Consider the following 12,802-nt stretch of genomic DNA (forward strand, 5'->3'; position numbering starts at 1 on the left):
CTTGAAAAGATGGACCGGGCGGTCAATACGGTCCTGGGCGATGCCCCCTCATTCCTCACGCTGCTTTTCAAAGGCCGCATGGGGGTAAGGGGGCTTATGGATCGGAGAAGGCATTGAATTCAGGAAGAATCTCCTTGGGCGCTCCCGAACAACGGACGGCCCCCCTGGGACCGCGGAGGCACCCGCCCCGCAGAATGGTTCCCGGCAGCCGTGACCATCTCGCAGTCCTCATGGAAAGCGCCGTCCCGATTCTCCCGATCCAAGTGACAGCACAGCCACCAAGGACCACTCTGCGGGGCAGTGCCTCCACCCTCCCAGGGCATCCCCCGAAACAGGATGGCCATCAGCCTTGGGAAGCATAGCCTCCGGGCAATCACCTATGAAGGCCCGCCTGCTGCTCCCCTTCCTCGCTCCCGTGGTGCTCGCCGCGCCGGAGAGCTACCCCTGCCAGAACGGCCTGGTCCGCTCGCTGGTGGCCCGCGAACCGATGTTCATGAACCCGGTCGCGGTGGCGGTGGATGACGATGGGGCGATCTACGTGACCGAGACGACCCGCCGCAAGGTGGCGGACCTCGATATCCGCGAAGTCATGCAGTGGGTGCCGGAGGACCTCTCGCATAACAGCGTGGACCAGAAGCGCGATTTCTTCCACCGGGCGATCACCACCGAGGCCTTCAAGAAGCATCCCTCGCTGAAGGATCACGACAAGAACGGGCGCATCGATTGGCAGGACCTGACCGTTCACAGCGAGAAGATCCACAAGCTGGTGGATACCGATGGCGACGGGGTGGCCGACAAGGCGACGGTCTTCGCGGAGGGCTTCAACACCGAGGTCACGGGGATCGCGGCCGGCGTGCTGGCACGGCGTGGCGATGTCTATGCAACCATCGCGCCCGATGTCTGGAAGCTCCGCGACACGGATGGCGACGGGAAGGCGGACCAGCGCAAGGCGATCGCCAGCGGCTTCGGCGTCCACATCAACTACGCCGGTCACGACATGCACGGCCTGATCTTCGGCCCGGACGGCAAGCTGTATTGGACCATCGGCGACAAGGGCACGAACGTCAGCAGCGGCGGCCGGCAGTGGATCTACCCGCACGAGGGCGCGCTGCTGCGTTGCAATCCGGACGGCAGCAATTTCGAGGTCTTCGCGCGGGGTCTGCGCAATGTCCAGCAGATCGCCTTCGACGACTACGGTAACATCTTCGGCGTGGACAATGACTCCGACCAGACCGGCGAGAAGGAGCGGCTGCTCTACATCGTGGAGGGCTCCGACACCGGCTGGCGCTGCTACTATCAATACCGCGGCGGGAAGTACAATCCGTGGATGGCGGAGCGCATCGCCTTCCCCGATGGCGAGGACCGCCCGGCCTCGATCATCCCTCCGCTGAGCCTCTACCTCGATGGCCCGAGCGGCTTCGCCTACAACCCCGGGACCGCGCTGAACGAGCGCTACCGCGGACACTTCTTCCTGACGCAGTTCCCCGCGGGGAAGATCAATGCCTTCAAGCTGGAGCCGGACGGCGCGTCCTACAAGATGACCGGCGATCACCTGATGGCCAGCGGCACGCCCTTCGTCGGCTGCAACTTCGGGCCGGACGGCGCGCTCTACGTGGCAGATTGGCAGGGCGGCTATCCGCTGAAGGAAAAGGGTGCCGTGTGGAAGATCGACGACCCTAAGGAAGCCGGCAGCGCCATGCGGAAGGAGGTCGCCGCAATGCTCAAGGATGGCGCGGGCAAGGTGGCGGATGGAGTGCTGCTGGAGCGGCTCGGCCACGCCGACCAGCGCGTGCGCACGGACGCGCAGTGGGAACTCGCGCGGCGGCAGAAGTGGGTGGATCTGAAACGGGTGGCGGCGACTTCCGGGGCCACGCAGCTCGCGCGGATTCATGCCCTGTGGGGTCTGTCCCAAGGCAAGCAGTTCGACCCCGCGCTCTTCGAGTCCCTGGCCAAGGATACCGATCCCGAACTACGGGCTCAGGCGGCGAAGTGGGCGGGCGAAAGTTCAGCAGCCTTGCCTACATCGTTTAGCCCGCTGCTCTCGGATGCGTCGCCACGGGTCCGCTTCCATGCCGCGATGGCGGTGGGCAAGGCCGGAGCGAAGGAACAGGTCGATGCGGTGTTCGCGATGCTGGCAGCGAACGACGGCAAGGACGCCTACCTCCGGCAAGCCGGTGCCTATGCCTTGCAGCATGTCATGGATAGCGCGGTCGTCTCCAAGCTGGCAGTGCATCCGTCCGCCCCGGTGCGTCTCGCCGGAGTCGTGGCTTTGCGGAACGTGGTGCAGGAAAGCCTCACTCACGCCCCGCCTGCCAAGGAGACGATTCCCTACGTGGCGCTGTTCGCGTTTCTGGAAGACAAGGACCCGGCGGTGGTTGCGGAGGCGGCCCGGGCGCTGCACGAGGCGCAATTGCCAGATCTCAGCTTTGACGCCCTCGCCAATCTGATGGAGTCGAAGCCCGATGCCCGCGGCTCGGCGATCCGCCGCTCGATCACCGCCAACCGCCGGATCGGCAAGGATGCCTCGTTGTTGCGGCTGGCCAATTTCGCCGCCGATGCAGCACGGCCCGCTCCGCTGCGGATCGCGGCCTTGGAAGCTCTTGCCAGCGTGAAGTCCAGCGAACCGCTCGACGCGGTCGATGGCCACTACGCTCCGCTCAAACCTCTGGTGGTTGCACCGGAACTGGCCTCGCGGATCGGGGGTCTTCTCGCGCCGGCTTCGAATGATCCGGTGCTCTCGAAGGCGGCGCTGGCAGCCATCGATGCCCTCGGTGCGAAGCAAGATCCGGCGGCACTGGCCAAGGAAGTGCTGGATGCGAAACTCGATCCGAGCCGCCGACTCGCCGCGCTGCAACATCTCAAGGCCAGCGGCCAAGCAGGCTGGAGCGAGATTGCGCTCAAACTTTTGGGCGACCGTTCCCCTACCCTGCGCAGCGGCGTGGCCGGGATGGTGGCAGCGCTTCATCCGGCGGAGACCCTCGCCTACCTGCGTGAAGCACTCCTGAAGTCGACCGACCTCGCCGAGCGCCAGGCTGCGGTGCGCTTGCTCGCATCCGTCCCCGGTTCGAAATCACTGCTCGACGGGCTGTTAGCCGACTTGGCCGCGGGCAAGCTGGATCCGGCGATCCAGCTTGAGGTGATCGAAAGCGCGTCCTCTTTGCAGCTCGACAGCCTGCACGAAGCCCAGGCCGCGCTCGCCGCGAAGGAGCCGCTCGCGAAGTGGTCCTACGCCCTCGCCGGGGGCAATGTCGCCGCGGGGAAGAAGGTCTTTGAAGAGAACCTCGCCGCCAACTGCACCGCCTGCCACCGAGTGGCGGAGGAGGGTTCGAACGTCGGCCCGCCGCTCACGAAAATCGGGCAGAAGGAGCGGGGCTATCTCTTGCAGTCGCTCGTCGATCCGCAGGCGAACATCGCAGCCGGTTACGGAATGATCACGCTCACCAAGAAGGACGGCACCGCGCTGGCCGGAGCCTTGTTAGAAGAGAAGGGCGGCACGCTGACGCTAGTGCTCCCGGATGCCAGCAAGGTCACGGTGCCAACCTCGGAGATTGCCTCGAAGACGACGCCGGTCAGCGCGATGCCGCCGATGGCGGAGATTCTGAAGCCGGGAGAGCTGCGGGATCTGGTCGAGTATTTGTCAGGCTTAAAGTGATGGCACGAAACGAGGATGAAGCACGTGGCAGCAGAACCTTCTTGAGCCTTGAAAAGGCGGCAGGGAGATAGCCCGGGGTAAGCAACGCGCAACCCCGGGTCATGGCCTTCACATTGCGTCCCCTGAAGGGGGACCGGGAGGCAGGAAGATACGACACGTGCCGATCAAACAGGCCTCCTTGCGCCCCTACAGGGGGCGTTCCTTTGACCGACCTAACCCATGGTTTCACCATGGGCTATCTCCCTTCCGCCCTTTCGGGGCTCTGGAGAAGTCCGCGCTAGGAAGGGCTCCTCAAAGCACCGGCACGTCCACCCAGCAGCCCTTGTTGTGCGATTCCCAGCTCAGCTCGGCGAGCTGCACTCCCTTCGCGCCTTCGCGCAAGGTCCAGCGGAAAGGCTCGTCGTTGACGACGTGCTTCAGGAAGAGCTCCCACTGGATCTTGAAGGCGTTCTCGAAGGTCAACTGATCCGGCACTTCGGTCCAGCGGTCATAGTAGTTGATCGGGCTGTCGATGTCCGGATTCCAGATCGGGCGCGGGGTGGTGCTCCGGTGCTGGGCCCAGCACTTGCGGAGGCCGACGATGGCCGAGCCTTCGGTGCCGTCGACCTGCATGGTCAGGAGGTCGTCGCGGCGGACCCGGACATTCCATGAGGAATTGAACTGGCAGATGATGCCGGTGTCCGTCTCGAACAGGGCATAGGCGGAATCGTCCGCGGTGCACTTGAAGGGCTTGCCGCTTTCGTCGAAGCGCTGCTCGATGTGGGTCGCGGCCTTGCAGAAGACGCGGGTGACGTTGCCGAAAAGGTTGTCGATCACGTAGCGCCAGTGGCAGTGCATGTCGATGATCATGCCGCCGCCATCTTCCTCGCGATAGTTCCAGCTCGGGCGCTGGATCGGCTGGCCTTCGTGCTCGCCGGTAAAGACCCAGTAGCCGAACTCGCCGCGGACACTGAGGATCTTGCCGAAGAAGCCCTGCTCCTTGAGAAGCTGGTATTTCCTCAGGCCGGGCAGCCAGAGCTTGTCCTGCACCGCACCGTTCTTGACCCCGGCCGCCTCCGCGACCTCCGCGATCCGCAGGGCCTCGCCGAAGGAGACGGCGGTCGGCTTCTCGCAGTAGACATGCTTGCCCGCCGCGATCGCCTTCTCCAGGAAGCCGATGCGGAACGGTGTTCCCGAGGCATCGAAGAAGATCTCGTTGTAGGGATCGGCCAAGGCAGCATCGAGGTCCGTGGTGAAGCGCTCCACGCCATACTTCGCAGCGAGGCTGCGGATCTTGTCCTCATTGCGGCCGGTGAGGATCGGATCGGGAATGATCCGGGTATCGCCGCAGACCACCCCACCCTGCTCCCGGATCGCGAGGATCGAGCGGACAAGGTGCTGGTTCGTGCCCATGCGTCCGGTGACGCCGTTGAGGATGATGCCGAGGTTACGGGTCTTCATGAGTTTGAGGAATTCAGGAGAACCACGGAACACACGGAAAGTGAAAGCCCTTGGTTGAATGGGTCTTCCTTCCGTGTGTTCCGTGTATTCCGTGGTTCATGTCTTTTTGTTAGAGGTCCGCGCAGCTCGCGATGATCTTTTCGAGGAACTGGTGCTGGTTCTCCGCCCAGTATTTGCGCGAGAAGATCTCGACCTCGGTGAGTCCGGTGAAGCCCGTGGCCTGGACCATCTTCGCGATGCGGGCGGAGGCATTCACGCCTTCACCCGGCAGGCCGCGGTCGAGGAGGACATGGTTGAAGTCAGGCTTGAACTCGCAGACGTGGAAGGCGAAGAGGCGTGCGGCATCCGCACAGCGGAGGATCTGCACTTCGAGTCCCGTTTCCCACCAGACGTGGAAGACGTCCAGCGCCACTCCGACCAGCGGATGGTTCAGCGAATCGGCGAGATTATTCGCATCCCACATCGAGGCGACTGCTGATCTATCCCCGGCATACATGGGGTGCAAAGGCTCGATGGCGAGGCGGATCCCGGCGCTCTCCGCTTGAGGCAAGAGCGCCGCGATGCCATCGCGGATCTGGTCGAGATTTTCCTCCGGTGTCTGACCGATGGTGGCACCGCAGACCAGCACGATCATCGGCAGGCCGAGAGCCTCGGCCTCGCGCAGGGCATCCCTGTTAGAAGCGATCGCGGCCTCGCGGGAAGGCGCGTCCTTGGCGGTGAAGAATCCACCGCGGACCAGGCTTACCGGCTTGAGGCCGCTGTCATCGAGCCGCTTCTTGACGACTTTCAAGTCCTCTCCGGCCACGGTCTCGCGCCAGATCGAGATCCCGCCGATGCCGCGGCGGGCGTAGTTCTCGATGCACTCGTGAATCGACCACGGCTTGTTCGTGAAGGTGTGGATGGCGAGTTGATCCAGGTTCATGGGGTCGAGTCTCCTCCAATCAAGTGACCGGTCACGCGCAGCAGTGCGGCGGGAGCCTTGTTCTCGATGATTTCCGCCTGCAAGCGGGTGGCGGCATAGCGGGCCAACTCCTCGACCGGCAGGCTGACGGTGGTCAGCAGCGGCCGCGACAGGCGCCGCACCGGCGAATCGTCGAAGCCCGTGACCGCGATCGTGCCCGGCACCGCGACGCCGAGCCGGTCCAGTTCGCTGAGGACGACGGTGCCGATGATATCGTTCACGCAGACCAGCACGTTCGCGCCCTTCGCCGCGGCGGCCACGCCCTCGGTCTGGATCGAGGCGATGTCGGGAAACTCGACGCAATCCTTCACGCGATCGAAGGCCACGCCCCGCTTGGCGCAAGCCTGCTCGAAGCCGTCCAAGCGTTCCTCCTGAACCTGCCCGAGGCCGGCGATGCCCACGAAGCGCGGGCGGATCTCCGGCATCTTGGCGCGCAGGTGATCGAGCAGATCGAGCATGCCCGCCGCATTGTCGGAGGCGACGCAGGGCAGGCCGGGAATCGCGCGGTTCAGGACCACGAAAGGCGTGCCGTGCTCGCGGACGGCCTTCAAGGTCTGCTGGGTCGGCCGTTGGAAGGCGAAGACGAAGGCATCGATATCCCCGCCCTTCTTGTGCGGATAGGGCTCGAAGTCCGGCGAATTGACCTCGCAGAGCAGGTTGAGCCCGCACTGGGTAAAGCCGCGTCGCAGCCCTTCCACCAATGCCGCGAAATCATAGAACAGCGCCCGCTCCGGTTCGGCGTGGCGCGGCAGGACCAGCTTCACGCTCAGAATCGCCCGCCCGCGGTGCCGCCGGATACTACGCTTCTCGTAGCCGAGCCGCTTCGCCGCCGTGGCCACTTCCTTGCGCAACTCCGCGCCCACCAGCCGCGACCCGTTCAGCGCCCGGGAAACGGTCGCGGAGGAGATCCCGAGTTCGCGGGCGATGTCGTCGATGGTGGGCATGGGATTAAGTTCCAAGTGAAAAGGACCAAGTGCCAAGAAGAGCCGGAAAGGCGGAAGCTTAGAGGGGATTCATGTCTTTGTTGGACCTTGGCACTTCTTACTTGGAACTTCGGGCTCCTAGTAGCCCAAGCGCTTCGCGCAGTCCTGCATGATGCCCGCTTCCCAGTCGGGGCGGCGCGGGCAGAGCGGGTGCGGCTCGGAAGTCGGGATGCGGCCGAGCAGGTGCTGGAAGACCGCGCAGCTGTGCTTGTAGGCCGGGACCGGTGCGCGGAAGCCGACGTTGCCCAGATACTGGAGTGCGTCGTCGAGCTCGGCGTAGCGCTCGTCGCCATCGAGCCAATATTGGTCGCGCAGGGCGAACTTCTCCGGGCAGAAGGTGGCGAGGCCGAGCAGGTAGTCCGAGCCGTATTCGATCATGTCGATGCCCAGATCGTTACCGGTGAAGATCATGAAATCCGGCCGCACCACGTCCCGGATTTCGAGGCGGCGGAGTTCCAGGCCGCGATCGAGCGAGGAGTGCTTGATGCCCTTGAGCTCGGGCACGCTCATCAGGCCGCGGATGGTTTCTTCATCGTAGATCATGCCGTTCGGCGCGAACATCTTGCCGAGCTCGAAGCCGAAGACCGACTCATGGCCTTCGCAGACCTTCGCATAAAGCTCGACGATCTGCGCGGGCGACCAATCGTGGAAGCGGGTGGTCTGAAACAAAATCGGAGTGCCACCGAAGGACACGATCTCGTCCATCTGGCGGCGGTAGAGATCCACCAGATCCCCTTCCAAGCCCTCGACGAAAACGCCCGCGACGAAATCCCGGCGTCCGGCGATCACGCCCTTGGTAAGCCCGAGGATCTCGGTGCGCTCGGCGGGCGTCAGGTAGTTCGCGTAGCCCGTGTCCATGTTCACCGCGCAGCCGAGGCCAGCGTCCGTGGTACGCGCGACGGCTTCTTCAAAGGCTCCGCGGGCGATCGCGCCGTCCGCCTCGAAGGGCAGCAGGCAGGCGGCGTAGCCGGTGATCTTGCGGCGGAAGCGTTTCGCGGCATGGCGGGTCTCAAGCGACATGTGCAACTGTTTGCATGCAAATTTTCACATGCAAGCATTTCCCACCTACCCTAGCGGGGCATTGCGTCATGGTCCGGAGGAGGCTTTGCTGGCGGCGATGCGCTACGCGATTTGCAACGAGACCTTCGGTTCGATCCCCCTTGCCGAAGCCGCGGAGATTGCCGCACGGATCGGCTATACCGGCTTGGAGATCGCGCCCTTCACCCTGGCTGAAGACGTCAGCACGCTGACAAGCGCCGACGCCGCGACGCTCGGCCGGCAGGTCCGCGAGGCCGGCTTGGAGGTGGTCGGGCTGCACTGGCTGCTGGCGAAGACGGCCGGCTTCCACCTCACCACACCGGACGATGCGGTCCGCCGGGCGACCGCCGAAAGGGCCAAGCACCTCGCCGATCTCTGCCACGCGATGGGCGGCACGATTATGGTCTGGGGCAGCCCGGTGCAGCGCTCGCTGGAGCCGGGCTGGAATTACGACGATGCCTTCGCCCGTGCCGCGGAGGTGCTGCGCGCCGCCGCGGAGCACTGCGGGCCGCTGGGTGTGACCATCGCCATGGAGCCGCTCGGCCCCGGTGAAACGAATTTCCTCACCAGCGCCGCCGAGACCATCCGCCTCTGCGAAGCCGTCGGCCACCCGGCCTGCAAACTCCACCTCGACGTGAAGGCGATGAGCTACGAGGACCAGCCGATCGATCGGGTGATCCGCGAGAACAGGGATTGGACCGTTCACTTCCATGCCAACGACCCGAACCTCCGCGGCCCGGGGATGGGTGATGTGGACTACGCGCCGATTGTGCAGGCGCTAGGGGAGACGTCGTACGACGGCTGGGTGTCGGTGGAGGTTTTCGACTACTCCCCCACCCCGGAAGCCATCGCGACGGAAAGTTTGGCGAATTTGCGGAGGTTTTTTGGAGAGGGGTGAGGCGGGGTTTTTCGGCCCGCTGAATGACCCCTTCGCACTCGCATGATGAAAAGGCATTAGCCGATGCGACGGCGCTTTCCGCATCGACCTCGGCGTGCACGCGGCATTTCAGGATGCTTCTGCCGGGCGGTGCCACGGCGTTCCCAGTGGGGCCGTCCGTAAGGAGGTGGCGCTGGGGTGGCTTCCCTTTGCAGCGCCCCTTGCAGCAGGCTGCATCGGGACAGCGGCAGCAGGCTGCGCGCAGTCCACGGCGGCTGCGCCGCGGAAGGCAGGCAGTGAAGCGGCGGCGCTATCCCACTACCATCGCGCGGTGGATAGCGCTGCTGAGGTTGCTTCTGCGGGGCAGAGCCTCCGCGGTCCCGGGCGCTGGCGCGTTCCTCCGGACGGTCTCAATCTTCCGGCAGTGGCTGGCCCTTGGTTTCGGGCAGGAAGGGCAGCACGATGATGCCGAGCAGGAAGATCAGGCACATCCAGGAAGCGGCATCGCGGAAGGCATCGATCTTGGCCACGGACTTCAATGCGGCGAGGGCATTCGGGGCGATATCCGCAGGTGCGCCTTTCACGGCAAGCTCCTGTGCATCCTTGCCGAACTTGGCCGCCAGTGCTCCCAAGGTAAATGGCCCCAGCGCGGCGAGGTAGCGTCCGACATTGTAGCAGAAGGAAACTCCGGTCGCGCGCAGGCGGGTCGGGAAAAGCTCCGGCAGATAGATCGAGAATCCCGCGAATACGGAGAGGTGGAAGAAGCCCATCAGGGGTGCCATCCACAGGATGTCGAAGCGTCCGTTCAGCTTCCCGATCATCTGGAAAACGAAGATCGTGACGACCAGCGAACCGGCGAAGAACATCGCAAAGGCCTTCTTGCGACCGAGCGCCTCCGCGATGCGGGTGAAGAGCAGCATCCCTGCGAAGGCTCCGACGTTGAAGGTCAGCAAATTGAGCGACATCCAGAGCTGCTTGCCCTTGTTGAGTTCTCCCGCCGTTGCACCCGCCTGGGTCAGGTTATGGGTGACGATATCCCCCACGAGGTCCGATGAGAAGACGCCGATTCCCCACAGGCCGATCACGCCGGCGCAGGAAAGGACCATCCCCAGCAAGGCATGCCTTCGCCATGTGGCGTGGCCGAAGAGATCGCGGTAGGAGCCGGAGCGCTTGCCTTGGGCGATCGCGCGGTCGCGGGATTCCGTCCAAGCGGGCGGCTCCTTCATCCGGAGCTGGATGGTCGCCACCAGGAAGGCCGGAAGCGCCCCGATCACAAACAGCCATTTCCAATAGTTCTCGTGCTCGCCGATGGCGGTGAGGGCGATCGTGAGGCCGATGAATCCCGCGGCCACATTGCCGACGGCGGAGAATGATTGGAGGACTCCCAATGCACGCGGCCGGACGTGGCTGGGAACCGTGTCTGCGACCAATGCCACCGCCAGACCAAAGACACCGCCAACCCCGAGGCCGGTGAGGAAGCGGTAAACGGCAAAATCCGTGAAGCTGACCGACAAGGCGGAAAGACCCGTCGCGATCGAATAGAGCAGGACGGTGACCGATAGCATCTTGGCCCGCCCGTAACGGTCGCCCAAGGATCCGAAAATCATCCCGCCGGTCGCCCATCCGATTACGAAGATCGAGGTCGCCAAGGCCCCTGCGGCAATCGGGACTTTCCCGAAAAGATTGATGATCTGCTGGTCGCCGAGCAGCGACTTCATCGCCGGGCTGCGCGCCAAGTTGAAGAGCTGCTGGTCGAGGCAATCGAAGAGCCAGGCGAGCGTGGCTACGATGAAAACGAGGCGCTGGTAGGGCGCGAGCTGGGACCACCAGCCTTTGGCGCTTGGAGAGGAGTTGTCGGACAGGTTTGCCATTGGGTCGGTTCCTTGAGTTTTGCTGACTCCAAAGTGCAGCAAGGCATCCGGCAAGCAGGAAAGGCGCGGCGCGGAGTTCTCTACCGAGAAATACCCGCGGCTTCTTTCTTCGATCATATAAGCACTTGCAGGCATCCTGTCATACAGGTAAGAGCCCTTTGGCGGAGGCAAATCGAAAGGGAACAATTCCAGCCCTTGACGCGATTGCATCACTGTATCAGAGTATCAAAGTGAGGACGACCCTGACCTTGGATGATGAGATCTATCAGACGATAGATGCGATGGCGAAGAGCTCGGGCAAACGCTTGGGCGAGGTGGTGAGCGAACTGCTGAGGCAGCGCCTGCATCCCTCTCCCACCCTCCAGCACCCGCAGGAGGATGATGGATTCGACTTCATCACCTTCCCTGCGACGGGACGTGTGACCATGCGCGCCGCCGACGTGAAACGCATTCTTGAGGAGGAGGGTCCTTGAGCGCGCTGTTTCTATTCGACGTCAATGTCCTGTTGGCCTTGCTGGATCCGGGGCATGAGCGGCATGCGCTTGCACGCCGGTGGTGGACTACCAAGGCAGGAGCGAAGTGGTGCACTTGCGAGATTACCCGATCCGCTTTCGTCCGGCTCTCTTGCAACCCGCACGTCACCGTTGATCCAAAGAGCGCAGAAGCGGCTTGGAATATTCTCAAATCGAATATGGACAAGCCCCGCCATGCGCAGCTTTCCGTGGGCACTTCCGCCTTCGGCTCCTTGGCTCCTATTCTACGGCGCTGCCAAGGCTACCGTCAGGTCACCGATGCCTTCCTGCTGCACGTGGCAGTGGCGAACCAAGCGGTGTTCGCCACCTTTGACCAGCCGATGAAGCACCTCTCCCCGGACCCGTCCTCCGTCGAAGTTATCCCTCTTTACTGAAACCCATTCCACCTCACTCCATGAAATTCGGAATCATCGGCGCCGGCATGATCGGCCACTTCCACGCCAAGGCGATCACCGCGATGAGCGGTGGCGAGCTTCACTCGGTCTTCGATCTCCGCGCCGATGCCGCGGAAAGACTCGCCACCGAATACGGGGCGAAGGCCTATTCCGACATGGCCGCTTTCCTGGCCGATCCCGAATTGGAGATCGTCACCATCGGCACCCCTTCCGGCTCGCATCTCGATCCCTCGCTGGCCGCGCTGAATGCCGGCAAGCACGTGATCTGCGAGAAGCCGCTGGAGGTGACGGTCGAGCGCATCGACCAGCAAATGGCCGCCGCCAAGGCGAATGGCAAGGTCATCGCCGCCGTGCTGAACCGGCGCTTCCACCCGGGCATGGATGCCTTCAAGAAGGCCGCGGATCAAGGGCGCTTCGGTAAGCTCACCTCCGCCTCTTGCTATGTGAAGTGGTACCGTGACCAGGCTTACTACGACTCCGCTGCGTGGCGCGGCACCTGGGCGCTCGATGGCGGCGGCGCGCTGATGAACCAATCGATCCACACCATCGATGCGCTGATCTATCTGGCCGGGCCGATCAAGGCGGTGCAGGCGAATACCGCCTGCCTCGCGCACACCGACATCGAGGTGGAGGACATCGCCGTCGCGATCGTGGAATTCGAGAACGGCGCGCGCGGCGTGATCGAAGGCTCGACCTGCACTTGGTCGAAGGACGGGCACCCGGCGCGTGTTCAGCTCAGCGGCACGGAAGGCTCGGTTTTCCTGGCGGACGAGGCCTTCGAGATCTGGGACTTCATGCACGAGAGGCCGGAGGACGCCGAAATCCGCTCAACCCTGATGAAGGGCCAGGGAGCCGGCATCGGTGCCAACGACCCGACGGCGATCAACTACTACCAGCACCAGCGCAACTTCGAGGAAGTGGTGAATGCCATCCACGAAGGCCGCGAGCCCACCGTCTCCGCCAGCGAGGCCCGCAAGCCGGTCGCCGTCATCCGTGCGATCTACGAGAGCGCGCAGAATGGCGGCAAGCGCGTCGAAATTCTTCCGTAATTC

Annotated in this window: 10 protein-coding genes; 5 read left to right on the forward strand and 5 right to left on the reverse strand. The window is 63.8% G+C overall.

The annotated features are described in order from the left end of the window. Positions 1-379: 379 nt before the first annotated feature. Positions 380-3,652: a PVC-type heme-binding CxxCH protein gene (locus tag ABWK72_RS05900; RefSeq protein ID WP_367873856.1), complete on the forward strand. Its 3,273-nt coding sequence runs from the start codon at positions 380-382 to the stop codon at positions 3,650-3,652. 291 nt (positions 3,653-3,943) lie between these two features. Here ABWK72_RS05900 and ABWK72_RS05905 read toward each other — a convergent pair whose 3' ends face one another. The 4 genes from ABWK72_RS05905 to ABWK72_RS05920 all read right to left on the reverse strand — a co-directional run bounded on the left by ABWK72_RS05905 (position 3,944) and on the right by ABWK72_RS05920 (position 8,056). Beyond that, positions 3,944-5,092, reverse strand: coding sequence for a Gfo/Idh/MocA family protein (locus tag ABWK72_RS05905; protein WP_367873857.1), 1,149 nt, complete (start codon positions 5,090-5,092; stop codon positions 3,944-3,946). Positions 5,093-5,201: 109 nt separating this feature from the next. Further along, positions 5,202-6,014, reverse strand: coding sequence for a sugar phosphate isomerase/epimerase family protein (locus ABWK72_RS05910; RefSeq protein ID WP_367873858.1), 813 nt, complete (start codon positions 6,012-6,014; stop codon positions 5,202-5,204). Then, entirely contained in the window at positions 6,011-6,997 is a 987-nt protein-coding gene (locus ABWK72_RS05915) for a LacI family DNA-binding transcriptional regulator (RefSeq protein ID WP_367873860.1), read from the reverse strand. The genes ABWK72_RS05910 and ABWK72_RS05915 overlap by 4 nt, the downstream gene beginning before the upstream one ends. A 117-nt stretch (positions 6,998-7,114) precedes the next feature. Further along, complete coding sequence (locus ABWK72_RS05920) at positions 7,115-8,056, reverse strand: dihydrodipicolinate synthase family protein (protein WP_367873861.1); 942 nt, start codon at positions 8,054-8,056, stop codon at positions 7,115-7,117. A 28-nt stretch (positions 8,057-8,084) separates the two neighbouring features. On the opposite strand from ABWK72_RS05920, the gene ABWK72_RS05925 reads away from it, so the two are divergent. Continuing rightward, positions 8,085-8,972: a sugar phosphate isomerase/epimerase family protein gene (locus ABWK72_RS05925; RefSeq protein WP_367873862.1), complete on the forward strand. Its 888-nt coding sequence runs from the start codon at positions 8,085-8,087 to the stop codon at positions 8,970-8,972. A 389-nt stretch (positions 8,973-9,361) separates the two neighbouring features. Here ABWK72_RS05925 and ABWK72_RS05930 read toward each other — a convergent pair whose 3' ends face one another. Further along, complete coding sequence (locus tag ABWK72_RS05930; RefSeq protein WP_367873863.1) at positions 9,362-10,822, reverse strand: MFS transporter; 1,461 nt, start codon at positions 10,820-10,822, stop codon at positions 9,362-9,364. A gap of 230 nt (positions 10,823-11,052) precedes the next feature. On the opposite strand from ABWK72_RS05930, the gene ABWK72_RS05935 reads away from it, so the two are divergent. From ABWK72_RS05935 to ABWK72_RS05945, 3 genes are read left to right on the forward strand one after another with little or no spacing between them, the layout of a single operon-like run. Continuing rightward, a complete protein-coding gene (locus ABWK72_RS05935; protein WP_367873864.1) occupies positions 11,053-11,295 on the forward strand; it encodes a ribbon-helix-helix domain-containing protein in 243 nt (80 codons plus the stop codon). Beyond that, complete coding sequence (locus ABWK72_RS05940; protein WP_367873865.1) at positions 11,292-11,729, forward strand: TA system VapC family ribonuclease toxin; 438 nt, start codon at positions 11,292-11,294, stop codon at positions 11,727-11,729. Before ABWK72_RS05935 ends, ABWK72_RS05940 begins: the two co-directional genes overlap by 4 nt. 20 nt (positions 11,730-11,749) lie before the next feature. Next, complete coding sequence (locus ABWK72_RS05945; RefSeq protein ID WP_367873866.1) at positions 11,750-12,799, forward strand: Gfo/Idh/MocA family protein; 1,050 nt, start codon at positions 11,750-11,752, stop codon at positions 12,797-12,799. Positions 12,800-12,802 lie beyond the last annotated feature (3 nt).

The organism is Luteolibacter sp. Populi (assembly GCF_040801775.1).
Lineage (GTDB): Bacteria > Verrucomicrobiota > Verrucomicrobiia > Verrucomicrobiales > Akkermansiaceae > Haloferula.

Coding starts and splice junctions, on each gene's coding strand:
- ABWK72_RS05925 (WP_367873862.1), top strand. CDS start 8,085: ATGCAAGCATTTCCCACCTACCCTAGCGGGGCATTGCGTCATGGTCCG.
- ABWK72_RS05900 (WP_367873856.1), top strand. CDS start 380: ATGAAGGCCCGCCTGCTGCTCCCCTTCCTCGCTCCCGTGGTGCTCGCC.
- ABWK72_RS05915 (WP_367873860.1), bottom strand. CDS start 6,997: ATGCCCACCATCGACGACATCGCCCGCGAACTCGGGATCTCCTCCGCG.
- ABWK72_RS05945 (WP_367873866.1), top strand. CDS start 11,750: ATGAAATTCGGAATCATCGGCGCCGGCATGATCGGCCACTTCCACGCC.
- ABWK72_RS05920 (WP_367873861.1), bottom strand. CDS start 8,056: ATGTCGCTTGAGACCCGCCATGCCGCGAAACGCTTCCGCCGCAAGATC.
- ABWK72_RS05905 (WP_367873857.1), bottom strand. CDS start 5,092: ATGAAGACCCGTAACCTCGGCATCATCCTCAACGGCGTCACCGGACGC.
- ABWK72_RS05910 (WP_367873858.1), bottom strand. CDS start 6,014: ATGAACCTGGATCAACTCGCCATCCACACCTTCACGAACAAGCCGTGG.
- ABWK72_RS05930 (WP_367873863.1), bottom strand. CDS start 10,822: ATGGCAAACCTGTCCGACAACTCCTCTCCAAGCGCCAAAGGCTGGTGG.